The sequence below is a fragment of the Ewingella americana ATCC 33852 genome, assembly GCF_000735345.1.
In the GTDB taxonomy this organism is placed as follows: domain Bacteria; phylum Pseudomonadota; class Gammaproteobacteria; order Enterobacterales; family Enterobacteriaceae; genus Ewingella; species Ewingella americana.
Genome location: NZ_JMPJ01000057.1, coordinates 1 through 24,701 on the forward strand (window position 1 = coordinate 1; position 24,701 = coordinate 24,701).

The following is a 24,701-nucleotide window of genomic DNA, read 5'->3' on the forward strand; positions in this document are numbered from 1 at the left end:
GGGGGAGGAGCAAAGCAAACCATTCCACTGAAACGGCTCGGTGTAAATGCCAGTAGGCCGCATTCAGAAGTGACGCCGAGGGAGTGGTTCGAGACCAAAGGCTCGAGACCCGAACTGAGGGGACCGCCTAAGCGGCGGCACTTCGCGGCGATCACCAAGGCTGCTGAAACACGTCCATTCCAACCCTGCGCAGCCTCGATCTTCCAGCGGCAAAAAGCCCGGGGGTCAAGGGGGCGGCGGCGACTGGCCGTCCCCTTGCCGGTGTGGGCCGGTGCCCACGGTTTTGAATTTAAAGATTTAAAAGCGGGCATTGGGCAGCCCGCCCAAAAAACTACGCCTTAGCAACGCGCTCCAACCACGGGTAGTCCGCCACCGGATCCCAGCCATTCAGGTAGCGCCGCAGCATATCCATCGCGACCATCGCGATAGTCTCTTGGCGTAGCGCCAGAGCATGGCGGCTGGCGGTATAGCGAATGGTTAGGCCACTGGTGCCCGCTGGCGTATGCAGGGCCAGACTGAGCTCTTCGCCGGACATCGCGCCGACGGCGAGAGCGAGCTGGACCTGATTCTTCTCGGCAAGCTGCTGGGCGCGGGCCAAAATGCTCTCCAGCGATTTCTCCGGGGATGGTTCGGCGTCGTCAGGGAGTAACTCCCCTGCCGCCAGTGGCACGTCGGCGCTTTGCAGACGCCAGTTGAGCAGGCCGCCGGTGAAGCTCTCGCTGACCGAAAGACGCAGGCCCTGCTCAAGCAGATGCTCGGCAAGGCGCGCTGGCAGGCAGCCGAAACCTTCGAAAATGGTACTTTCACCCGCCACTTCGCGCACGCGCTCGAAAGCCTTGTGCATCGCCACTTCTTGCGAACGCGGGCCGGTGACTTTCAACTCGATGATTGGTGAAGAAGAGCGATAACCCAAGGTGACGCCTGCTGGAAGTACCATCTGGTCTAGCTCATTGGCGAGGTCGCTCTCGCCACGGCCGAAAGTGGTCAAACGCAGGCACAGCGGAGCTTCCAGCGAGGGGTGCTTCTTGTGCAAACGCGGAACAATCTGCTGCTCGACCATCACTTTGAATTCTGACGGCACGCCGGGGGTGAAGAAAATCTGGCAGCGGTTGAGCGTCAGGCTGAACCCACAGGCGGTACCCACGGGGTTATCCAATACTTCGGCGTTGGCGGGAATTTGTGCCTGTTTGCGGTTGGACACCGCCATTGGGCGGCCGCGCTGCGCGAAGAAGGCTTCCATGGTCGCAATCCAGTCAGCGTCTTCCACCAGCTCGACGCCGCAGGCAATGGCTGCCGCCTGCGCGCTTAAATCGTCGCTGGTCGGCCCGAGGCCGCCGTTGACGATCAGCACGTCGGCGATGTGGCTGCGCTCTTTCAACACGCTCACCAGCTCGTCAAGGCTGTCACCCACGGTTTCACGGCTGGTCATCGGCAAACCCTGCTCGAACAGATAGTTCGCCAGCCACGCCGCGTTGGTATCCACTATTTGCCCATGCAGCACTTCTTCGCCCGTACTGAGCATCTCGACCCTAAGCATTCTTTTCTCCTCTTATTTGTCCTTCCACTGTAGAAAGCCTGAAGCCGAAAAACAATTGCCGGGGCACAAAGTGATATTCCAGACGAAAAAAAGCCTGCATAAGCAGGCTCTGAGCATATATATCCGGTAGATTTCGAGTATTAGCAAGGCGGCAACTGAGCAAATCCCCAGGAGCTTACTTTAGTAAGTGACTGGGGTGCGCGAAGGCGGCCAACGCAGTTACAGCGCGGAAGGTGACGGGATATTAGAAGTTAACAGCACCGCCGAGGTATGCCCCATCCGCAAGGATGTTATCACGCTTGCCGTCTTTATTATCCAGCGCCAGATAGCGGTAACCCACGCTGACTGTGACCAGAGGGATGGCGGTCAAACGAATACCGGCGTCGCCTTCTTTGTAGTTAGAAATGCCGCTAGACAGTGAATCTGGAGAGTAGTAGTAGCTGCCGTACAGGCTGAACAGGCCGCCTACTGGGAGCTGCAAGCCACCGCCGACTGCTGCTGCGTAACCTTCGTCGCCTGCTTTAGGATTGGTGTACAAACCTTTACCGCCAACGGTCGCCATGAACGGACCCAGTGGGATGTTGTAACCCAGACCCAGACCGGCTACGTCGCCGTCATCGTCGTTGTGGGTCCAGTCGCCGCTCAACGCGATGCCCGGAGTGGTGGTGCCGAAGCCTACACCCAAATTGGTGTAATGTTCGCCAATTTCACCGTTGACACTGATGGCGCTGGCAGAGGCCGCGACCATCATCAGACTGGCAGCGGCGCCAGCGAGTAAAAGTTTTTTCATTTTCATTCCTGAATTTTAATTAAACGGCAGATAAACCATCCCGCGAAGTCTAAAGCAATTCAGCGCCCTGCAACAACATTGATTGTTTTAAACCTCAGTTTTAACGCAAAAAAATGTAAGCAATATCCACAGAATCTATGTGACCAACTATCCTGATTGGATTAATAACCCCTGCCTATTTGCCCAGTATCAACATCAGGGCTAAAAGATGGGGGTAGAGTTTACTGACCTAAGGAAAGGCAAACTCGCGAAGGGAAGCCGTACCGCAATACCTTTTTGAGGGATGGGCGCAGCCCTTTTTAGCTTCAAACACCCAACGATTAATTGACTGGAAGGATCTAACCAATGAGTAAAAGAGGATTAACAACCGCCGCCGGAGCCCCGGTTGTTGATAATAACAACGTGATCACCGCAGGCCGCCGTGGACCATTATTACTGCAAGACGTATGGTTCCTCGAAAAATTGGCACATTTTGACCGCGAAGTTATCCCAGAACGCCGCATGCACGCCAAGGGTTCAGGCGCATACGGCACCTTTACTGTCACCCACGACATCACCAAATACACCCGCGCTAATATCTTTGCCGAAATCGGTAAGCAAACTCCGATGTTTATCCGTTTCTCCACTGTAGCGGGCGAGCGCGGCGCGGCAGACGCCGAACGCGATATTCGTGGCTTCTCAATGAAATTCTACACCGAGCAGGGCAACTGGGACTTAGTGGGCAACAACACCCCGGTCTTCTACCTGCGCGACCCGTTGAAATTCCCCGATTTGAATCACGTGGTAAAACGTGACCCGCGCACTAACCTGCGCAACCCGGCTTACAAATGGGACTTCTTCTCCCACCTGCCTGAAGCCCTTCACCAGTTAACCATTGATGCCAGCGACCGCGGCCTGCCGACCTCTTATCGCCACGTTCACGGTTTTGGTAGCCACACCTTCAGCTTTATCAATGACCAAAACGAGCGTTTCTGGGTGAAATTCCACTTCCGCTGCCAGCAGGGTATTGAAAACCTGATGGACGACGAAGCCGAAAAACTGGTGGGAACTGACCGCGAAAGCTCGCAGCGCGACCTGTTTGACGCCATCGAGCGCGGCGACTTCCCTCGTTGGAAACTCTTCGTGCAGGTGATGCCGGAGAAAGAGGCTTCCGAGCTGCCTTACAACCCGTTCGACCTGACCAAAGTTTGGTTGCACGGCGACTATCCGCTGATTGAAGTCGGCGAGTTTGAGCTGAACCGCAACCCAGAAAACTACTTTGCCGAAGTTGAACAAGTGGCGATGAGCCCGGCGAACGTGGTTCCGGGTATCGGCTTCTCCCCTGACCGCATGCTGCAAGGCCGCCTGTTCTCTTATGGCGACGCACACCGCTACCGTCTGGGCGTTAACCATCATCAAATCCCGGTTAACGCACCAAAATGCCCGTTCCACAACTACCATCGCGATGGCGCGATGCGCGTTGACGGCAACAGCGGCAACGGCGTGACCTATGAGCCAAACAGCGCGGGCCTGTTCCAAGAGCAGCCGGACTTCAGCGAACCGCCATTGACTGTCGAAGGCGCGGCCGATCACTGGAATCACCGCGAAGATGACGATTACTTCACTCAGCCACGCCTGTTGTTCAACCTGCTGTCTGCAGATGAGCATGAGCGTATGTTTGGCCGTATCGCCGGTGAGCTGAAACACGCTTCGCCAGACACGCAAAAACGCCAGCTCGACCTGTTCTACAAGGTTGATCCAGCCTATGGCGCGGGTGTGGAAAAAGCGCTGAAAGCGTAATTTTTGCCACGTCGCCGTAAGTAAAAAGCGCATAAAAAAGGGCCGCCATGTGATGCATGGCGGCCCTTATTCTTTGTGGCGAGTTTAGACAGTTTGCTCTTGAAGCCACTGCTTGAGGCGCTGGCGCGAAACCTTGATCCCGCCCTGCGCAATATCAGCAGGCAAATCGAAGTAGCGCACCGGCTGCTGGAAACGCGCCAGCTTGTCTTCCAGCCATTGCGAGAGCGTCTCGAACGGCATCTCTGCCGAACGGTCAATCAGCGCCACCGGCCGCTGGCCAAATTCGGCATCATCCATCGGCAACACGAAAGCGCGTTCGACACACGGATGCGCCGCCAACACGCGCTCAATGTCCTCGGGCTGGATCCCCTCCCCGCCGCTGAAAAATAGATTATCCAGCCGCCCGGCGACCTGCAACTCACCGCCACGCCACGCGCCACGGTCGCGGGTGTGCAACCAGCCGTCGGCGTCAGTAAATTCGGTCAGCTTGCCCTGCCGCCAGTAACCTGCCGCCAGACTTTCGCTGCGGATCAGGATTTCATCCTCGACGATCATTACCTCGCGCCCGGCCAGTGGCTCGCCGACACCCGCCGAGCCGTCGGCGCGTTTGGCCGTCACGGTCGAGGCGGTTTCCGTCATGCCGTAGCCACACCAGCAGCGGACTCCGGCGTTTTCGGCGCGCTGGGTGAGTTCAAGAGGAATTTCCGCCCCGCCGAGCAGAACGTCGGTTAACGAGGCGGGCAACTGCTGCTGATTGAGCAGTCGCCAAAGCTGAGTCGGCACCAGCGAGGCGTGGCTACAGCCCTGTAACGCCTGTTCGAGAGACTGGTTTTCAGCCACTACCAACTGTGCGCCGGCGGTCAGCCAGCGCCAGACAATACCCTGCCCCGAGACGTGAAACAGCGGCAGGGAGAGCAGCCAGCCGTTATTGGCGTTGAAAGGAATGAGGCCCAGCACCCCACGCGCGCTGGCGAGATGCGCCGCGACGCTGTGCGCGGCGGCTTTGGGTAGCCCGCTCGACCCCGAGGTTAACGTCAGGGTGGCAATGCGCTGCGGCTGATAGTCCGGCGTCTTAATGCTGTGGCCATAAGACAGGCTCAGCGCGGGGATCGCGGTGCCCAGCGGCTCATCGCTGAGGTCGAGAATAAAGTCGATATCCAACTGGGGCAGCAATGAGTCACACAAAGCGGCAGGCAACTGCGGGTTCAGCGGCAGAAGCCTTGCTCCAGCTTGAATCAGCGCCAGATAGCACAACAGCGCGTTAAGGCTGTTTTTACCTCGCAGCGCCACGCCATGGCCTTCGACCACGCCCTGCTGGCTGAAACCGGCACACAGCGAGTCAACGCGCTGCTGTAAGTCTCTCCAGCACCAGGCTTTTCCGGCTGACTTGATGGCAATGGCAAAAGGCGTTTCGCTGGCCCACGCCTGCCATGGCCACGTTGTTAACGCTGCCATACCACCTCCAGCGCGGAGACATCCAGCAAGGGGCGAGCAGCCTCAGGCCAAGGGCGGACCAGCTGCGACTGGATGAGATCCAGCGTGTCGAGTCCCGGCTGGGTGTCGGGCGTCAGCCACGCTGCCATGCGCGCCAGTTGGGTTAAGCCGAGGCTGGATTCAATACTAGAGCTGATCACCGCCTCCAGCCCGGCACGGTGCGCTTTAGCAATCAGTTCGCGGCAGCGCGTCAGGCTGCCAGTCAGGGTCGGCTTGATAATAATCGCCGCCAGCCCCTCTTCGGCACGGATTTCAAAACCCGCCTCGCGCACGCTTTCATCCCAAGCAATGGCTATTCCGCTGGCGCGGGCAAACTCGCGCGACTGTTCGCGGGTCTGGCAAGGCTCTTCAATAAAGGCGATGCGCGAACGCAGCGCGGGAGCCACGTAGCGCGCAAAAGCCTCGGCCTTGGCTGGTGTCCAACTGCGGTTGGCGTCCAGTCGCAAACGCAGGTGCGGCAAGGCTTCCAGCAGCATGCTGACATTCAAACCATCGCCCACCGCCTCGTACAATCCGACTTTTACCTTGGCAACGGGCTGGTTGGCAAGGCGCTGATAGAGCGCGTCCGGGTCGCCGTGACACAGCGGCGCACAGGCGTAATTCCCCGTCTGCGGCAGCGCGTCGCGCAGCTCGGCGTCGGCAATGCTCAGACCAAAAGCCACCGACGGCATGGCATTGAAGGCCGACGCCAGCGCGCTGAGCGAAGCCCCTTGCAGCCACTGCGCCAGCGCGTGCTGCACGCCCTGCTGCGCCTGCTCGACGCTTTCCAGACTAAAGCCCGGCAGTGGCGCAATTTCCCCCCAGCCACACTTTTCGTCCTGCCACAGCTGCACCAACAGCCCGTCGCGGGTTTTCAGGCGTTGATTTCTCAACACAATGCCCGCCTCCATCGGCAGGCTATAACGGTACAGCTTAGCGCGGCGCATTAAGGATTACGCTTGAATTTGCTGAAGTCCGGCTGGCGTTTTTCGTTAAACGCGTTGCGGCCTTCCTGACCTTCATCGGTCATGTAGAACAGCATGGTGGCGTTGCCCGCCAGCTCTTGCAAACCGGCCTGCCCGTCGCAGTCGGCATTAAGGGCGGCTTTCAGGCAGCGCAGCGCCATTGGGCTGTTTTGCAGGATTTCGCGACACCAGCGCACGGTCTCTTTTTCCAAATCGGCCAGTGGCACCACGGTGTTAACCAAGCCCATGTCCAGCGCGGCGGCGGCGTCATACTGACGGCAGAGGAACCAGATTTCGCGCGCCTTCTTTTGGCCGACAATGCGCGCCATATAAGAAGCGCCCCAGCCGCCGTCAAAGGAGCCGACCTTCGGCCCGGTCTGACCGAACACCGCGTTGTCGGCGGCAATGGTCAGGTCACACATCATGTGCAGCACGTGGCCGCCGCCGATGGAGAAACCGGCCACCATCGCCACGACGGGCTTCGGACAAGTGCGGATTTGGCGCTGGAAGTCGAGCACGTTCAGGTGGTGAACGCCGCTGGCGTCTTGATAGCCGCCGTAGTCACCGCGCACTTTCTGGTCGCCACCGGCGCAGAAGGCTTTGTCGCCTTCGCCAGTCAGCACAATCACGCCTATGTTGTCGTCATAGCGCGCATCTTCCATCGCGCGGATCATCTCTTTGACGGTCAGCGGGCGGAAGGCGTTGCGCACCTGCGGGCGGTTAATGGTGATTTTGGCGATGCCGTCCGCCGACTTGTGATAGCGAATATCTTCGAATTCGCCGCTGCAATCGAGCCACTCAATCGGGGCGTAGAGCTCTTTTTCATCAGGATAAATCATGTTCAACTTCCTTTAAGACAGGTGAAGTAATGAATGCCAGCGCCTGACGGGCAAACTCAGTCGGATTCGCGCGATGGGCGTTATGCCCGGCATTGGCGATGGTGCGCAGCGGGAAACCGGCCTGCTGCGCGAGAAGCGTAAATTTCTGGTCCTGTGCGCCGCACAGCCAAACCACCGGCAGCGCGAGGCGCGACAAGGGCTGGCGCAGGTCGGGCTGCACCGCCAGAGAGGTGGCCCCCAGCATGGTGGCAATCGCCGGAGCGTGGTTTCTAGCGCGTAAATCCACCAAGCGCTGGCGCTGGGCGTCGCTCAGGTCGCTAAAGACCGGCTGGCGATACCAGAGTTGCAGCACCTGCTCGATGGGCTGAAAGCGGAAACGGGTGATCCACAGCTGGTCGTGATGACGGCGCTGCTGGCGGTCACGCAGGGTTTTCAAGCCCGGATTGGCCCCTTCAACCAGCACGCCGTGCAGGCCTCGGGTATCGCCATAGCAGGCGTGGTAGAGGCTGATCCGCCCGCCGAGTGAATAACCGAGCAGCCAGTAATCGTCGATTCCCAGCTGCTGCAAGGTGGCGGTGAGTTGCTGGCTGACGTCGGCAAAACCGGCGGCGGTCATAGAGGCCGAGCGGCCGTGGCCGGGCAAATCCACCAGCAGACAGCGAAACTCGCCGAGATGCGGCAACAGGGATTGCCAATCCTCACCGCTGCCCAACAGGCCGTGAAGCAGCACCAACCAAGGACGTCCGCTGAGATGAGCATTAACTTGTTGGCAGTTGAGCATCAGAGCGCCCCCGCCTGAGCCACCAGCTCGCGCAGCATCGCCGCGCCGTCGCCGCTGGCCACTTTTAGCTCGACCAGCGTCGCGCCTTGGCGCTGCCAGCCACTTTGCACCGCGTCGGTTAGCTCATCCATGCTGGCCGGGCTGGCATAGTGCAGGCCGAACATCGCCGCCGCGTGGCTGAACTCCACGTCTTGCGGCATGCAGTAGAAACGCTGGCGCTGCTCTTCCGGCGTCGGCAACAGAGAGAAAATCTGCCCGCCGTTGTTGTTCACCACCACCATCACCGTCGGCGCGGAGCAGTGGCGCAGCAGGGCCAGCGCGTTTAGGTCATACAGCGCCGAGAGGTCACCAATCAGGATGAGCGTCGGTTTCTGCGTGGCGCGCTGTACCCCGGCTGCGGTGGAAATCAGCCCGTCGATGCCACTGGCTCCGCGATTGGCAAATACCGGATAACCTGCCGGAAGCTGGGCCAGCGAGTCCACCAGCCTGACCACCAGACTGTTGCCGACAAACAGCTGGCCGTCGGCAGGCAGCAAGTCCGGTAAATGACGCGCCAGAGAAGCTTCACCAAAATGGTTCGCCAGACGGCTGTCCGTTAGCGCCATCGCGCGTTGAGAAAGAGAATGTAACTCCGCCGCCCAAGGCTGCTGAGGCTCGGCGGGGTGCAGCTTCAGCCATTCGCTGACGGCAATTTGGATCCGCCTCCCCTGATGCTGGGCAGGGTCGAGGCGGCCGGGCATGGAGTCTATCAGCCAGTACTCCTGCGGCTGGCAGGCGGCCTGCCACTGCAGCAGGCGTTTGCCGGTAAGGCTGCCGCCAAACTGAATCAATAATTCCGCCTGCGCCAGCGTCTGTCGGGCCTGCGGATGCGCCAGCCAAAGGTCGGCGCAGGGCAGCGGGTTGCCGGTTTGCGACTGCACGTCGCTGATTAATGGCCAGCCGAGGGTGTTGGCCCACTGCGCCAGCCGTTGGCCCTCTTCGGCGGCGATGCGCCCGGCGATAATCACCCCGCGCTTTTGCCGCCACTGTGCCCAATCGGCCTCCACCGGCTGGCGCGGAGTCGGCGATGTGCGCAGCCAAGGCTGGCGGCCCTGCCACCACTCGCCCAGCGCCTGCGACCAGTCGAGATAGTCATCGCCCTCCTCACCGTACAGCGGCTCGGCAAACGGACAGTTGATGTGCATCGCCCCGTGCTCCAGTGCGCAGAGGCCATTGTCGATAGCCGACACCAGCCAGCGCGCACTGATGTCCGGCGTCGGTCGCGGCAAATTGAGACTTTGCTGTGGGTGGCTAGCGAAGAGTTCTGGCTGACGAATGGCCTGATTAGCGCCGCAGTCGATAAGCTCCGGCGGGCGGTCGGCGGTCAGCATGATCAGCCTTTCGCCAGTCAGCCCGGCTTCAATAATTGCCGGATAGAGGTTGGCCACCGCCGTGCCGGACGTGACAATCACCGCCACCGGCTGGCCGCTGGCTTTGGCTAAGCCGAGGGCGAGATGCCCCAAGCCGCGCTCATCAAAATGGGTGTGACAAATCAGCTTAGAGTTACTCGCCGCCGCCAGCGTCAATGGGGTTGAGCGCGAGCCGGGCGCGATGCAGACGTGCTGCACCTGATGGCGGGTTAAGGCTTCTAAAATCAGCGTGGCCCAGCGGCGATTAAACATGGCGGTAGCTTGCGTTGATGGCATGGATTGACTCCGGCGAACCCGATTTAGCCCGCCCGCACGGCAGGTAGCTCAGGATATTGCGGCTCGGCGGACTCGGCCGAGCTCGCCCCCTCGTCTAGCAGGGTGCGCAGCCCTGCGGCTTTATTTTCGATTTCCAGCCACTCTTGCGCGGCGTCTGAACCGGCAACAATTCCCGCCCCGGCGAACAGCTCCAACTGGCTGCCTTTTACCGCCGCCGAGCGCAGCGCCACGGTGAACTCGCTGCGCGTTAGGCTGAGATAGCCCGCCGAACCGGCGTACCACTGGCGGTCAAAGGGTTCGTGACGCGCAATGAATTCGCGCGCGGCCTGACGTGGCAAACCGGCCACGGCGGCGGTGGGTTGTAGGCGTTGCAGGCAGTCGGCATCGTCAGCTTTCGCCAGCACGGCCTGAATGCTGCGACGCAGATGCTGCACTTTGCGCAGGCGGAGGATCTCAGCGGGCATCACGTCCAAAGAGCGCGCCCCGCCCTGCAATCGCTGGCAGATGTCGTCGACCACCAGCATGTTTTCACGCTGGTTTTTAGGGTCGTTGAGCAGCCACTGGCCGAGGGCGCGGGCCTGCTGATGGTCATCGGCGGCGGCCACGGTTCCGGCCAGCGCTTCGGTAAAGAGTTGGCGTTTTTCGCGCAGGAATAGCCGCTCAGGGCTGGAGCCAAGGAATGCCTGCTGCGGCGCAAACGCCAGCATGAAGTGGTAACAGTGGTGATTCACCGCGCGGCTGGCGGCCAGAAATGAGGCAGGATTCAGCGGCTGGCTGAGGGCCAGCGTGGTTTTACGCGCCAGCACCACTTTGTCGAACTGGTGCTGTTTAATGCCGCTGAGCACGGCGTCTATCATCCGCGCCCACTGTGGCTGAGTCGGCAGATGCTGGTAGCGCACCACCTGAGATTTCAGCGCCGGTAAGGGGCGCGAGTTGACCAACGTGCGCAGAAAAGCGCGCATTTTGTCGGCTTCTTCACGCAGAGAAACCGGGCTGTAGAGCTGGCAACGCAAGTTGCACTGGCCGTCGCGGCGGGTGATTTCAATGCGTGGCAGAAACAGCACGTGGCTGGCCTGTGCACCGCCCATGCCGTCATTGAAGGCGTTCAGCCCCCAAACGCGCAGTTCCGGGAAGTCAGAGTATTGCTGCAAGAAGCGCTGGGCGGTAGGCATGTCGCTGAAGTTTGCCGCGTCGCCGCACAGCACCACTTCTTCGGCGTCATCGCGCTGCTGCCAATAGAATTTCGGGTAACAAGGCTGGGCGTCGAGCCATTCCAGCATGCCGCCGTGGGGTTGTTCAGGGAGTCGATAAGTGAACTGCCGTAGGCCCGCCGCGTCAGGGAAAGTGCCCAACAGCGCCGTGTCCAACTGGTCAAGAATTGCTGAAATCTGTTTCACCGCCACCTCAGCCGCATCCGAATGGTTTGATGTCGGGCAGAATGCCCTTCTGGATCAAAAAACGGGTTAGATCAAGTACGGGTGAATTATGCGGCGTTGCCGGGATTTAAAATATGCGGCAGATCAAGGCAGAGCCAGAGCCTGTAGATATGAAGGGGTAGTGAATCATTCAGAGGGGTTATAAGGCAGAAAACAGAGAGGCAGCCGAAGCTGCCTCTGGGACGATATTGCCGCGCTTAGCTTAGCGACGCAGCAGTAAACCAATCACCAAACCCACGGCGGCACCGGCACCTACGCCGTGCCATGGATTTTCACGCACGTAGCTGTCGGTCTGCTCAGCCACCTGACGCGCCTTGGCGCAGTAAGAGTTCGCGCCATTACTCAGGCGAGATTTCACCTCTTCCAGCGCCTGCTCTGCGCGGCTTTTAATTTCGATATATTTTTCATCTGCTTTGTCACCGGAGGATTTCAGTACCTCTTCCAGCGTTTCGGAAAGCATTCTTAAGTCATCATCCAGTGACGCTTGCTGCGGTTCAAATTGATTCGACATGGTTATCTCCTTATTTTGTGATTATCACGATACCCATTAACCCTAGCGCAGATTTGCCATAAACGCAGGGTCAAAAACGGAGAGAGCCGCTGTCGCCGGTCTTTTAAGAACCTTCTGACCGCGTAACGGGCGGGAATGGCGGTTTATCCATCGCCGATTGCTGGGCCGCCGCTCGCTGCTTTTCACGGCGCTCGGCCAGCCACAAGCCGCTATTTTTCATCGCGTAGCCAAACAGTAGGCCGACCAGCAGGGAGAGCACCACCTGACGCCAGTCGCCTTGGGCGGCGAACGTGGCACAGGCGCCGATGAAGGTGCCCGGCACGAAGGCCAGCCACTGCTGCCACGCTTGGATACACATCAGGAAGGCCACGATGCCGGTCAGCAGGTAGCCCAGAAGGGTCCACTCAGGGCGTAGCGAGCTGCCAGCGATAATCACTTCGGCCCAGAATACGCCACTCAGGCAGGTCAGCGTGCTGATAACCAATCCACGCAATCCGCCCTTCGGGCAGGCGAAATACGCCGTGCAGCCGAGGAAGCCAGCCCAGCTAATCAGCCCCAGACTAATAGCCACCCAGCCCCAGATGCCGGAGAGAATGCCGGTAGTAATGGCGATCATCACCAATACGTTCATGATGTGTAAACCCTGTACGATTCTGAACAAGCGCGCAGTTTACGCATCGGCAAAAATAATGGAATGGGTTAGATCACAATATCGATGTAATTTATTGTTGAACGTACATACAAACGTGATTTACATCACACTATTTCAACAAATTGTACAAATAGCGCCCATAAAAAAACCGCCCATCGAAATGAGCGGTTTTCAATTTCACTACTGTATCAGGCTATCAGAACAGCGGTTGTGCCATCTGAACCAGCGTGATCAGCGGCTGTGGATAGATACCCAAGATCAGCACCAGAATCGCGGAAATCAGCACGACAACACCACCCGCAGTCAACGCCCAGTTGTTCGGCGTATCGCGAACCAGCTTGTCAGGTGCGCTCAGGTACAAGCTCACGGTGACGCGCAGGTAGTAGTAAAGACCAATCGCAGAACCGACAACCACGGCACCGGTCAGCCACCACAGATGCGCGGTCACGCCGGTCGCAATCACGTAGAACTTACCGATAAAGCCTAAGGTCATTGGGATACCGGCCAGTGACAGCATCATCACGGTCATTACCGCAGACAGGATTGGCTTGTGCCAGAACAGACCACGGTAGGAGAACAGTGATTCTGCGTCCGGGCCTTTGTACGGGCTAGACATCAGGCTAACCACGCCGAAGGCACCCAAGCTGCTGAACAGGTAACCGGCCAGATAAACGCCGACGGTTTCCATCGACAGTTGGTGAGTCTGTACTGCAATCAGTGCCACCAGCAGGTAACCCAAGTGCGCGATTGAGGAGTAACCCAACAGGCGCTTGATGTTGCTCTGGCTGATAGCCATCAGGTTACCGACCAGAATCGAGCAGAAGGCGATGATGCCCAGCACGACGCGAATCGCTTCGCTGTCGGCCACCGGCGCGTACAGGAACAGACGCATGACTACGGCGAAGATAGCAATCTTGCTGGCAGTCGCCAGGAAGGTTGAAACCGGAGCCGGCGCGCCCTGATACACGTCTGGTGTCCACAGGTGGAAAGGAACCAGTGACAGTTTGAAGCCCAGACCCACAATCATCATGCCCAGACCTGCCAGCAGCAGCGGCTGGTGCAGCATCACGCCGTCGGCCAGGTTTTTACCCAGCGCGACGAAGCTCAGATCACCAGACTGTGCGTAGATAAGCGCCATGCCGAACAGCAGGAATGACGACGCAGCAGCGGAGAGCAGCATGTATTTGATGCTGGCTTCAAGCGAACGTTTTTGACGGTAGGCATAACCAATTAGGCCGAACAGTGGCAACGAAATCAGTTCGATTCCGAGGAACATTGACGCCAAGTGGTTAGAGCATGCCAGCAGAATGCCACCCAGTGCCGCAATCAGCACCAGCAGGTAGAACTCTTCCCGGTTGTCCGGGTAACCGGCCAGCCAAGGATAGGCAAAGGTGCTGGTAGCCAAGCTCGCCAGCAATACCAACCCAATGTAGAACATTGAGTAACCGTCAACACGAAGCAGTGGAGTGACGTCCTGCGGCCCGACCTGCCCTACATAGTAGAGGGAAAGCAGAGCCACGTTCAGACCGATAACTGTCAGTGTGGCATTAAGGAAATGGTCGCGTCGCCACGCAATGGACAGCATCACCACCACCACTGTCAATCCGACGATCATCAGCGGTAACAGTGCGATCAGATTTTGAAGTGTAAATGTCATGGCGAGTTACGGCCTTGTCGTTGAAATTGTTGAAACTGATGATCCGAACCAGTGCTGCACGTTAGCCATCGCCGCGCTAGAGGTATCGAGGATTGGCTGAGGATAAACACCCAGCGCCACCAGCAGTACCACCAACAGCAGAATGATAGACAGTTCACGTGCGGTCATGCCCTGCAACGGCTCTTCTGATTTTGCTTTGCCGTAGTAAGCGCGCTGCATCATCACCAAAGAGTAAACCGAAGCAAAGACCAGACCGAAGGTCGAGATGACAGTGATCACCGGAACAATCGGGAAGCTGCCAAACAGGATCATGAATTCACCGACGAAGTTACCGGTGCCCGGCATACCCAGTGTCGCCACTGCGAAGAACAGCGACAGCGCAGGCAGGTACTTAATCCGCCCCCACAGTCCGCCCATCTGACGCATGTCGCGGGTATGCAGACGCTCGTACAACTGGCCGCAGATGATGAACATACCTGCCGCAGACAGGCCGTGAGCAATCATCTGAATCACAGCGCCCTGGTAAGCCAGTTGGCTGCCGGTGAAGATAGCAATCAGTACAAAGCCCATGTGCGAAACGGAGGTGTAAGCAATCAGACGCTTGATATCGGTCTGAGAGAACGCCATCCACGCACCGTAGAAGATACCGATAACGCCCAGCCACATAGCGATTGGCGCGAACTCATGCGACGCATTCGGGAAGAATGGCAACATGAAGCGCAACATGCCGTAGGCTGCGGTTTTCAGCAAGATACCTGCCAAGTCAACAGAACCCGCCGTTGGTGCCTGACTGTGTGCATCTGGCAACCAGCCGTGCAATGGCACGACCGGCATTTTCACCGCGAAGGCGATGAAGAAGCCCAGCATCAGCAGGTATTCAACGTTGTGCGACATCGGAGTCTTCAGCAAGTCAGCGTAGTTGAAGGTCCAAGTGCCGGTCGCGTTGTAGTGCACGAAGACCAGACCGAGGATCGCAATCAACATCACCAGACCGCTGGACTGGGTATAGATAAAGAACTTGGTTGCTGCGCTGATACGTGTTTTACCGTCTGACGCTTTGTGTCCCCACAAGGCAATCAGGAAGTACATCGGCACCAACATCATTTCCCAGAAGAAGAAGAACAGGAACATGTCGATTGCCAAGAACACGCCGATCACGCCGCCGAGGATCCACAGCAAGTTCAGGTGGAAGAAACCCTGATACTTCTGGATTTCACGCCATGAACAGAGGATAGCCAAGACGCCGAGTAACCCGGTCAGCACCACCATCAGCAAGGACAGGCCGTCCAATGCCAAGTGGAAGCTGATACCAAAGCGCGGGATCCACGGCACAGAGAACTCTGACTGCCATTGTGGAATGCCGGTCGGGCTAGTTAATGAATAACCACCCTGCAACCACAGTTGCAGGGACAGTGCTAAGGTCAACCCCATCGAGATCAGCGCAATCCAGCGCGGTACTTTGCTGCCGAAACGCTCAGTCTGCCAACACAGCAGCCCGCCGATAAAGGGGATAAGAATTAGCCAAGGAAGTAGCATGGCGTTTTGTGTCCCTATTTGTTCGTACTATCTGTTCTTAAAGAATCAGCAACAGTGCCAAAACAACCACTGCTCCCAAACCCATGGACGCGACATACCAGCGTGTCTGACCGTTTTCACTTAGCGTCAAGCCACGGTTCCCCAAACGGGAGAACACAGCAGGCAGATTCATCAGTGAATTCAGTGGATCACGTTGCAGCAGCTTAGCGATGGCCAGATACGGCTTGACGAAAATCATGTCGTATAACCAGTCGAAGCCCCACGCGTGGAACCACCAGACCGTGAAGAAGCGGCCAATGGCGCTTTTCGCGATGCTGTTTACCAGTGAGCGTTTGCCAAGGTACAGCGCGGCTGCCAGCAAGATGCCAACAATCGCCACAACGCCCGAGGTGATTTCCAGGGTCAGTACACTGCCGTGCGCCAGCTCAGTCGTCTCAGGCAGTACGCCTTTCAACGGTGGCACGATCATCGCACCGATGAAGGTGGACAATACCAACAGCACCAGCAATGGCAGATGGTGAGTAATGCCTTTACCCGCATGCGCTTTGATCTTCTCTTCGCCGTGGAACACGATGAAGATCATGCGGAAGGTATATAGGGAAGTCATAAACGCCCCGACCAGACCTGCAATCATCAGATTGAGATGGCCGTTTGCCCATGCACCCGCCAGAATTTCATCCTTACTGAAGAAGCCCGCGGTGATAAGTGGCAAGGCAGACAAGGCTGCGCCACCGACCAGGAAGCAGACATATACCAGTGGAATCGATTTACGCAGGCCACCCATCTTGAAGATGTTCTGTTCGTGGTGGCAGGCCAAAATGACCGAACCAGACGAAAGGAACAGCAGCGCTTTGAAGAACGCGTGCGTCATCAGGTGGAAGATGGCGGCATCCCACGCCTGCACGCCCAGCGCCAAGAACATGTAGCCAATCTGGCTCATGGTGGAGTAAGCGAGAACGCGTTTGATGTCGGTCTGAACCAGTGCGGCAAAACCTGCCAGAACCAGCGTCACTGCGCCAACGATGCCAACCAAATGCAGCACTTCAGGCGCCATCAGGAACAGGCCGTGAGTACGTGCAATCAGGTAAACACCGGCGGTAACCATGGTCGCGGCGTGGATCAACGCAGATACCGGCGTTGGACCGGCCATGGCGTCAGCCAACCAAGTTTGCAGCGGAAGCTGTGCAGATTTACCCACTGCCCCACCGAGCAACATCAGCGTCGCCCAAGTGATAGCGGTGTCGCCAACGGCCAGTTTCTGCGGAGCCAGTACCATCAGTTCGCGGAAGTTCAGCGTACCCAGTTCGCGGTACAGGATGAACAGTGCGAAGGCCAAGAACACGTCACCAACGCGGGTCACGATGAAGGCTTTCATCGCAGCAGCGCCGTTGGCTGGGTGAGTGTAGTAGAAACCGATCAGCAAGTAGCTGCACAGGCCCACGCCTTCCCAACCGAGGTACATCAGCAACAGGTTGTCTGCCAGTACCAGAATCACCATGCTGGCGATAAACAGGTTGGTGTAAGCGAAGAAGCGCGAGTAGCCCTCTTCACCGCGCATGTACCAAGATGCGAACATGTGGATGAAGAAGCCCACGCCGGTAACCACGGACAACATGGTCATCGACAAGCCATCCAGCGTCAGGGTAGCGGCGATGTTGAAGTCGCCCACTTGCATCCAGTTCCACAGGTTCTGGTTGAAAACTTCATGGCCCGCAGCGCGCTGCGTCATGAAATCAATACCGACATACAGGGTCGTCAGCGCAGCCAGACCAATAGAGCCCACACCTACGGTGGCGGCAGTATTCTCAGACCAGCGACCGCGTGAGAAGGCCAGCAGAACGAAGCCAATCAGCGGGAACAAAATAGTTAAATATAATAGGTTCATCCGCGCATCTCACTGACAGTGTCGATATTCAGGGTGTGGCGACGGCGATAGAGTTGCAACAGCAACGCCAGACCGATACTGGCCTCAGCCGCTGCCAGACTGATTGCCAGGATGTACATCACCTGACCATCAGCTTGCCCCCAATAGCTCCCAGCCACGATGAACGCCAACGCCGCTGCGTTGATCATCACTTCCAGACTGATCAGCATAAACAGCAGGTTGCGACGGACAAGCAGCCCGGTCAGCCCCAAAACAAACAGAATTGCGGCCAAAATCAGGCCATGCTGTAGAGGGATCATGCTCTCTCCTCCGTTTTTCTTTTTGCCATCTCATTGGTCGCTGGCGCATCACCGAACACTTCGCCCGGCTTGCTTTCGCGGCCAATGTGGAAGGCAACAACCAAACCGGCGAGCAGCAACATAGATGCCAATTCAACCGCCAGAACGTAAGGACCAAACAGCGCGATACCGACTGCCTTCGCGTCTACCATGGTGCCTTCGATGCCGTGAGTGTGCAGACCAAGGATCGAGGTTACCATCACGCCCAGCAGGACCAGCGACAGGATGGAAGGCCCAATCCAGGTCGCCGGTTTCAGCCATGCGCGTTCTTGTTCTTCGACATTGCCCAAGTTCAGCATCATCACCACGAACACGAACAGCACCATAATGGCACCGGCATAAACGATGATTTCCAACGCACCGGCGAAGTACGCGCCCAGCGAGAAGAACACCGCGGCGATCGCCAGAAGCGAGACGATCAGATACAGCAATGCGTGAACCGGGTTGGTGTGCGTGATAACACGCAACGTTGCCAACACGGCCACCACGGCTGCAATGTAAAATGCAAATTCCATGCTTGCGGCTCCTTAAGGCAACAGACCTTTGACGTTGATCGGTTTGGCTTCGTTTTCAGCTTCGCCTTTCGACTTGCCGTCAACTGCCATACCGGCCATCCGGTAGAAGTTATATTCCGGATATTTACCCGGACCCGAGATCAACAGATCTTCTTTCTCATACACCAGATCCTGACGTTTGAACTCACCGAGCTCAAAGTCTGGCGTCAACTGAATGGCCGTAGTCGGGCAAGCTTCTTCACACAAACCGCAGAAAATGCAGCGCGAGAAGTTGATGCGGAAGAACTCCGGATACCAACGACCGTCTTTATGTTCAGCTTTTTGCAGCGAAATACAGCCTACTGGACAGGCTACCGCACACAGGTTACAAGCAACGCAACGCTCTTCGCCGTCCGGATCGCGCGTCAGCACGATACGTCCGCGATAGCGCGCCGGTACGTTAACTTTCTCTTCCGGGTACATCTGGGTTTCGCGCTTGGCGAAGGCGTGCATGCCTATCATCCACAAGCTGCGAACCTGGGTGCCGAACCCGACAACTATCTCTTTCAATGTCATGGCTAAATCACCCCTTATTGCGCGTTGTACAAGATGACCGCAGCGGTCGCCAACAGGTTAAGTAAGGTCAACGGCAGGCAAACTTTCCAGCCGAAAGACATCACCTGGTCGTAGCGGGGACGCGGCAAAGCAGCACGGATCAAAATGAACATCACCATGAAGAAAGCGGTTTTCAGCGCAAACCAGATAAACGGCGGCAGGAATGGACCCTGCCAGCCACCGAAGAACAGCGTCACAATCAGCGCTGACACGGTAACGATACCGATATATTCGCCCACGAAGAACAGACCGAATTTCATACCGGAATATTCAATGTGGTAACCGTCGGCCAGCTCTTGCTCAGCTTCCGGTTGGTCGAATGGGTGACGGTGACATACCGCAACGCCGGCAATCGCAAAGGTCACAAAGCCGAAGAACTGCGGAATGATGTTCCACATGTGGGCCTGTGAGTTAACGATGTCCTGCATATTGAAGGAACCCGCCTGTGCAACCACGCCCATCAGAGACAGGCCGAGGAACACTTCGTAGCTCAGGGTCTGAGCCGACGCACGCATTGCCCCCAACAGGGAGTATTTGTTGTTACTGGACCAGCCAGCGAACAGCACGGCGTAGACGGTCAAACCCGCCATCATCAGGAAGAACAGGATGCCGATGTTCAGGTCAGCGGCGAACCACGTTGAGCTCACTGGAACGATAGCGAAAGAGATCAGCATTGAGCTGAACGCAATCATTGGCGCCAAAGTGAAGATCGCGCGGTCGGTGAAACGCGGAACCCAGTCTTCTTTAAAGAACATTTTGATCATGTCAGCAACGAGCTGCAAAGAGCCGCCCCAGCCAACACGGTTCGGTCCGTAACGGTTCTGGAACAGACCGAGCAGACGACGTTCGCCGAAGCTCATGAATGCGCCACACACCACCACGACCAGCAAGATCACGACGGCTTTCAGAACCGCAATCAGCACCTCAATCACTTCAGGTGTAAACCAGCTCATCGTGTTGCCTCCCGCAGATTTTCAACCGTTGCGCCCACCAGAACCGGAGAAATACCCGGCAAGCCCAGTGGCAGACCAACCTGTCCCTGATGCAAGGTTTCGCTCAGTCGAACTGGCAGAGTCAGGGTCTGGCCGCCGCAGGTGAATTCCACCTGAGCACCGGCGTTAACGCCCAACTGCGCCGCATCGGCTGGGTTCACCATCACGTAAGGCTCTGGCATACGCTGCTGGATCACATGCGAACGCTGGCTCATCTCTTCGCTACCAAACAGGTGGTAGTAAGGAGCAACGCGCCATTGGTTGCTGTCCGCCGCGAAGGCCGCAGGAATGGTGGTGAAGTAGTCAAGGCTACCCTCGCCTGCTTCAATCATACGCACGCCCGGATCACCATGACGCAGACTACCACCGACTTCGCTCTGGAACTTGTTCCAAGCTTGAGGTGAGTTCCAGCCCGGCGCCCAAGCAAACGGCACCTGATTACGATCGGCTAACGGGTTGTTGTTCCCTTCCATAGAGAAGGCAAACATGGTGTCTTTGTCTTGCGGCTGACGTGGTTCATGCACGCTGATGTTGGCGCGCATCGCAGTACGGCCACTCGAACGGTGCGGAGAACGCGCCAGTTTCTGACCGCGAATGCGGAAGCTGGCGTTTGGTGCAGCTTCAACCATGCCTTTCAGCTGTGGCAGAGCGGCAACGCAGGCTTCGATCACGTGGTCTAACTGAGTCCAGTCAACGTGACGGCTGTTAACGGTTGAGTGCAGCGAGTGCATCCAACGCCAGCTTTCCAGCATCGCAACAGTAGTGTCGTAGTAAGCCGGGTCATAAACCTGGAAGAAGCGCTGGGCGCGGCCTTCTTGGTTAACCACGGTACCGTCACTTTCAGCGAAGCTGGCCGCAGGCAGGATAAGCGTCGCTTTGTCCATGATGCGGGTGCGCTGATGGTCAACAACCAGCAGGTTTTCAACTTTAGCTAATGCTGCATCAACTTTGGCTTCTGGCGCATGACGGTAAAGGTCATTTTCCATCACGATTGCGCTGTCTGCGCCACCGTTAGCCAGCAGTTCAAGTGCCGCGTCCAGAGTACCGCCGCCAATCATTGACAGGCCGATGCTGTTGGAAGAGGTCGCTACGAAGGTGATACCGACATCGCTGCCGCGCACTTTCAAGGCTTTAGCCACGTTGGCTGCCGCTTCGATGATGGCGTCGCTACCCGCATTGCTGCCGGTGATGATCAGCGGTTTACGTGCGCCAGCTAATGCTTGCACGATCACGTCGATCTTCTTGTCTAAACCTTCAGCCAAGTCGGTCACAGCCGGAGCAGACTCGTCCAACGCGTGGGCGATAGCGAAGCCGAAACGGGCTTGCTCATCTACCGGCGCGCGGTAGTTGTATGCCGCGATGTCATCGAGCTTGGTGTTATCAACGTTGGTGATGAACAGCGGGTGCTTAGAGTGCTGACCGATGTTCTGTACCGCCGCGATTTGCCAGTCGGCAACGCGCTGGGCCGCAGCCATTGCGCGAGCTTTGCCTTTTACTGCCTGACGAACAGACAGGGCAATGCGCGCGCCGGTTTGGGTCAAATCTTCACCCAGAACCAGAACGGCGTCGTACTCTTCGATTTCACGCAGGGCTGGCGTGTGAACGCCGCTGTTGCGCAGAACGTTGAGCATCAGCTCAAGGCGGCCTTGTTCGGCAGCGTTGATACCGGTGTAGAAGTTCTCAGCACCGACCAGCTCGCGCAGCGCGAAGTTGCTTTCGAGGCTTGCACGTGGAGAACCGATACCGATGGCTTTTTTCGACTGACGCAGAATATCTGCCGCGCCCTGCATCGCTTGTTCAGCGTTCAGTTCGATCCAGTCGTTGCCACGCAGCTGCTGTGGTTTCTTCGGACGGTCTTTGGCGTTGACATAGCCATAACCGAAACGACCACGGTCGCAGAGGAAGTAGTGGTTTACGGTACCGTTGTAACGGTTTTCGATACGACGCAGTTCGCCATAGCGCTCACCCGGGCTGGTGTTACAGCCGACAGAACATTGTTGGCAGATGCTTGGCGCAAACTGCATGTCCCATTTACGGTTATAACGCTCTGAGTGCGTTTTATCGGTGAACACGCCGGTCGGACAGACTTCTACCAGGTTACCGGAGAACTCGCTTTCCAGCGGGCCATCTTCCGGGCGACCGAAGTAGACGTTGTCGTGTGCGCCGTAAACGCCCAAGTCTTTACCATCCGCGTAGTCCTTGTAGTAACGGACACAACGGTAGCAAGCGATACAGCGGTTCATTTCGTGAGAGATGAACGGGCCGAGATCTTGGTTGTTATGAGTACGTTTGGTGAAGCGATAGCGACGCATGCTATGACCGGTCATGACCGTCATATCCTGCAAGTGGCAGTTGCCGCCCTCTTCACACACCGGACAGTCGTGTGGGTGGTTAGTCATCAACCACTCAACCACGCTCTCACGGAACTCTTTGGCTTCGCCGTCATTGATGGAGATAAACGTGCCATCGGATGCCGGTGTCATACAAGACATCACCAAACGACCGCGCGTATCTTCCGCGTTTTGGTATTGCTTAACCGCACATTGGCGGCAAGCGCCGACGCTTCCCAGCGCCGGATGCCAGCAAAAATAAGGAATATCGAGGCCAAGAGAGAGGCAAGCCTGCAACAGGTTGTCCGCTCCATTTACATCGTATTCTTTGCCGTCTACATGAATCGTAGCCATAGTCAGCATGCTTCCACGTGGCCCACCTTTCAGCGGGCGTTAATCAAAAATTCTTGCCGGGTTGGCGTATATCGTTCGACAGCGCGTCCCTTGTTCTGGGATTTCGCGCGCGGCGGGCTCACGTCCGCCGCTTGATGCCTTCACTACCAGCGCTGTTTCAGCAGGTTGTTTGGCTGAATACCGCCAATCGCCCGCGCATTGCTGTAATGCTGCTTGGCGATGCCCGCCTCAAACTCGTCCCGGAAATATTTAATCGCACTCTGCAATGGCTCCACGGCACCCGGCGCGTGTGCGCAGAAGGTTTTGCCCGGACCAAGCTGGCGGCAAAGCTGCTCGAGCGTTTCGATATCGCCCGGTTGGCCTTCGCCACGTTCCAGCGCGCGGAGGATCTTAACGCTCCACGGCAAACCGTCACGGCATGGCGTACACCAACCGCAAGATTCACGAGCGAAGAACTCTTCCAGGTTACGCACCAGGGAAACCATGCCAATTTCGTGGTCAACGGCCATTGCCAGCGCAGTACCCATACGGCTACCCGCTTTACCGATGCTTTCGAAATCCATTGGCAGGTCGAGGTGGTCGCCGGTCAGGAAGTCCGTCCCTGCCCCACCCGGTTGCCAAGCTTTGAATTTCAGACCATCGCGCATGCCACCGGCATAATCTTCGAGGATTTCACGTGCGGTGATACCAAACGGCAGCTCCCAAACGCCCGGATTTTTCACCCGGCCGGAGAAGCCCATCATCTTGGTACCGGCATCATTACTTTTGCCTGCGGAAATACCTTTGTACCAATCCACGCCGTGCTCAACGATAGCCGGCACGTTGCACAGGGTTTCAACGTTGTTTACACACGTTGGTTTGCCCCATACGCCAGACGATGCTGGGAAAGGTGGTTTGGAACGCGGGTTAGCACGGCGGCCTTCAAGGGAGTTAATCAGCGCGGTTTCTTCACCACAGATGTAACGCCCTGCGCCGGTGTGCACCACCAGTTCAAAGTCAAAACCGGTACCGAGGATGTTTTTCCCCAGGAACCCAGCGGCTTTGGCTTCTTCAATGGCTTTACGTAAGTTCACTGCTGCTTCGATGTACTCGCCGCGCAAGAAGATGTAACCACGGTAGGCTTTCAACGCGAATGCGGCGATCAGCATGCCTTCCACCAGCAGGTGTGGCATTTGCTCCATCAGCATACGGTCTTTATAAGTGCCCGGTTCCATCTCATCGGCGTTACACAGCAGATAGCGGATATTCATGCTTTCGTCTTTCGGCATCAGGCTCCACTTCAGACCAGTGGAGAAGCCTGCGCCGCCGCGACCTTTCAGGCCAGCGTCTTTGACCAGCGTGACCACGTCATCCTGAGCCATACCTTTCAGCGCTTTCTCAGCACCAACGTAGCCATTTTTGCTACGGTATTCGTCGAGGAAAACCGGCTGCTTATCATCGCGCATACGCCAGGTCAGCGGATGCATCTCTGGCGTGCGGTTAATCTGTTTTGGCGTAAATCCCTGGAATGTCATGAGTAACGCTCCAATAATTCACCAATGTTTTCCGGCTTCAGGTAGCTGTGAGTGTCCTCGTCGATCATCATCGTCGGGCCTTTGTCACAGTTACCCAAACAGCAGGTCGGCAGCAGGGTGAAGCGACCATCTTCAGTCGTTTGGCCCGGCTTGATATGCAACTGTTCTTCGATTGCCGCCTGAATGCCTTGATAACCGGTGATGTGGCACACCACGCTGTCACAATAGCGAATCACATGGCGACCCACCGGCTGGCGGAAGATTTGGCTATAAAACGTTGCCACGCCTTCGACGTCACTGGCAGGAATATCGAGGATTTCAGCGATGGCGTAAATCGCACCATCTGGCACCCAGCCACGGTGTTTTTGCACGATTTTCAACGCTTCGATCGACACCGCGCGGGCATCTTCGTAGTGATGTTTTTCGTGCTCAATCGCTTCACGCTCAGCGTCGTTAAGCTCGAACGCAGCAGGTTTTGCGCTCGGCTCGGAGACGTTGATGTACTGAACCTCTGAGTCTTTATTGATATCTGTCATCG

At 57.3% G+C, this 24,701-nt stretch carries 21 protein-coding genes; 1 reads left to right on the plus strand and 20 read right to left on the minus strand.

Translation table 11 applies throughout. The annotated features are described in order from the left end of the window. Positions 1-331: 331 nt before the first annotated feature. Together GEAM_RS11875 and GEAM_RS11880 are read right to left on the minus strand one after the other, a co-directional pair. Positions 332-1,537 carry a nicotinamide mononucleotide deamidase-related protein YfaY gene (locus GEAM_RS11875; protein WP_034791727.1) on the minus strand — a complete coding sequence of 402 codons (1,206 nt, stop codon included), beginning with the start codon at positions 1,535-1,537 and terminating at the stop codon, positions 332-334. Between the two features lie 244 nt (positions 1,538-1,781). Then, a complete protein-coding gene (locus GEAM_RS11880) occupies positions 1,782-2,327 on the minus strand; it encodes a YfaZ family outer membrane protein (protein WP_034791729.1) in 546 nt (181 codons plus the stop codon). A gap of 345 nt (positions 2,328-2,672) precedes the next feature. Here GEAM_RS11880 and GEAM_RS11885 point away from each other — a divergent pair, with 345 nt between their 5' ends. Next, a complete protein-coding gene (locus GEAM_RS11885; protein ID WP_034791731.1) occupies positions 2,673-4,106 on the plus strand; it encodes a catalase in 1,434 nt (477 codons plus the stop codon). 84 nt (positions 4,107-4,190) lie between these two features. Here the strand turns inward: GEAM_RS11885 and menE are convergent, their stop codons facing one another. The 18 genes from menE to nuoE all read right to left on the minus strand — a co-directional run bounded on the left by menE (position 4,191) and on the right by nuoE (position 24,699). Further along, positions 4,191-5,561: an o-succinylbenzoate--CoA ligase gene (gene menE, locus GEAM_RS11890; RefSeq protein WP_034791734.1), complete on the minus strand. Its 1,371-nt coding sequence runs from the start codon at positions 5,559-5,561 to the stop codon at positions 4,191-4,193. Continuing rightward, the gene (gene menC, locus GEAM_RS11895) at positions 5,549-6,526 is read right to left on the minus strand and encodes an o-succinylbenzoate synthase (protein WP_034791736.1); all 978 of its coding nucleotides are present in this window, start codon (positions 6,524-6,526) and stop codon (positions 5,549-5,551) included. The genes menE and menC overlap by 13 nt, the downstream gene beginning before the upstream one ends. Next, positions 6,526-7,383, minus strand: coding sequence for a 1,4-dihydroxy-2-naphthoyl-CoA synthase (menB, locus tag GEAM_RS11900; RefSeq protein ID WP_034791738.1), 858 nt, complete (start codon positions 7,381-7,383; stop codon positions 6,526-6,528). The genes menC and menB overlap by 1 nt, the downstream gene beginning before the upstream one ends. Further along, entirely contained in the window at positions 7,370-8,164 is a 795-nt protein-coding gene (gene menH / locus GEAM_RS11905) for a 2-succinyl-6-hydroxy-2,4-cyclohexadiene-1-carboxylate synthase (protein WP_150385433.1), read from the minus strand. Before menH ends, menB begins: the two co-directional genes overlap by 14 nt. Continuing rightward, positions 8,164-9,849, minus strand: a complete 1,686-nt coding sequence (gene menD, locus GEAM_RS11910; RefSeq protein WP_034791742.1) for a 2-succinyl-5-enolpyruvyl-6-hydroxy-3-cyclohexene-1-carboxylic-acid synthase — start codon at positions 9,847-9,849, stop codon at positions 8,164-8,166. The genes menH and menD overlap by 1 nt, the downstream gene beginning before the upstream one ends. A 23-nt stretch (positions 9,850-9,872) precedes the next feature. Beyond that, on the minus strand, positions 9,873-11,246 hold the full coding sequence (gene menF / locus GEAM_RS11915; protein ID WP_051899495.1) for an isochorismate synthase MenF: 1,374 nt from the start codon (positions 11,244-11,246) through the stop codon (positions 9,873-9,875). A 241-nt stretch (positions 11,247-11,487) separates the two neighbouring features. Further along, positions 11,488-11,796, minus strand: coding sequence for a stress response protein ElaB (gene elaB / locus GEAM_RS11920; RefSeq protein ID WP_034791744.1), 309 nt, complete (start codon positions 11,794-11,796; stop codon positions 11,488-11,490). Positions 11,797-11,899: 103 nt separating this feature from the next. Further along, positions 11,900-12,427 (minus strand): DUF1097 domain-containing protein, encoded by a 528-nt coding sequence (locus GEAM_RS11925; protein ID WP_051899493.1) that lies wholly within the window; start codon positions 12,425-12,427, stop codon positions 11,900-11,902. Positions 12,428-12,644: 217 nt separating this feature from the next. After that, positions 12,645-14,105: an NADH-quinone oxidoreductase subunit NuoN gene (gene nuoN, locus GEAM_RS11930; protein WP_034791746.1), complete on the minus strand. Its 1,461-nt coding sequence runs from the start codon at positions 14,103-14,105 to the stop codon at positions 12,645-12,647. A gap of 6 nt (positions 14,106-14,111) precedes the next feature. Continuing rightward, on the minus strand, positions 14,112-15,641 hold the full coding sequence (gene nuoM, locus GEAM_RS11935; protein WP_034791748.1) for an NADH-quinone oxidoreductase subunit M: 1,530 nt from the start codon (positions 15,639-15,641) through the stop codon (positions 14,112-14,114). Positions 15,642-15,678: 37 nt separating this feature from the next. Beyond that, positions 15,679-17,526, minus strand: coding sequence for an NADH-quinone oxidoreductase subunit L (gene nuoL, locus GEAM_RS11940; RefSeq protein WP_034791750.1), 1,848 nt, complete (start codon positions 17,524-17,526; stop codon positions 15,679-15,681). Further along, the gene (gene nuoK, locus GEAM_RS11945) at positions 17,523-17,825 is read right to left on the minus strand and encodes an NADH-quinone oxidoreductase subunit NuoK (RefSeq protein WP_004936014.1); all 303 of its coding nucleotides are present in this window, start codon (positions 17,823-17,825) and stop codon (positions 17,523-17,525) included. Before nuoK ends, nuoL begins: the two co-directional genes overlap by 4 nt. Continuing rightward, positions 17,822-18,379, minus strand: a complete 558-nt coding sequence (gene nuoJ / locus GEAM_RS11950; RefSeq protein ID WP_034791752.1) for an NADH-quinone oxidoreductase subunit J — start codon at positions 18,377-18,379, stop codon at positions 17,822-17,824. Before nuoJ ends, nuoK begins: the two co-directional genes overlap by 4 nt. 12 nt (positions 18,380-18,391) lie before the next feature. Next, positions 18,392-18,934 carry an NADH-quinone oxidoreductase subunit NuoI gene (gene nuoI / locus GEAM_RS11955; RefSeq protein ID WP_034791754.1) on the minus strand — a complete coding sequence of 181 codons (543 nt, stop codon included), beginning with the start codon at positions 18,932-18,934 and terminating at the stop codon, positions 18,392-18,394. Positions 18,935-18,948: 14 nt separating this feature from the next. Further along, positions 18,949-19,926: an NADH-quinone oxidoreductase subunit NuoH gene (gene nuoH / locus GEAM_RS11960; protein ID WP_034791755.1), complete on the minus strand. Its 978-nt coding sequence runs from the start codon at positions 19,924-19,926 to the stop codon at positions 18,949-18,951. Then, positions 19,923-22,649: an NADH-quinone oxidoreductase subunit NuoG gene (gene nuoG / locus GEAM_RS11965; RefSeq protein WP_034791794.1), complete on the minus strand. Its 2,727-nt coding sequence runs from the start codon at positions 22,647-22,649 to the stop codon at positions 19,923-19,925. Before nuoG ends, nuoH begins: the two co-directional genes overlap by 4 nt. 143 nt (positions 22,650-22,792) lie before the next feature. Next, on the minus strand, positions 22,793-24,163 hold the full coding sequence (gene nuoF, locus GEAM_RS11970; RefSeq protein WP_034791757.1) for an NADH-quinone oxidoreductase subunit NuoF: 1,371 nt from the start codon (positions 24,161-24,163) through the stop codon (positions 22,793-22,795). Continuing rightward, positions 24,160-24,699 (minus strand): NADH-quinone oxidoreductase subunit NuoE, encoded by a 540-nt coding sequence (gene nuoE, locus GEAM_RS11975; RefSeq protein ID WP_051899494.1) that lies wholly within the window; start codon positions 24,697-24,699, stop codon positions 24,160-24,162. The genes nuoF and nuoE overlap by 4 nt, the downstream gene beginning before the upstream one ends. Between the last annotated feature and the right edge of the window lie 2 nt (positions 24,700-24,701).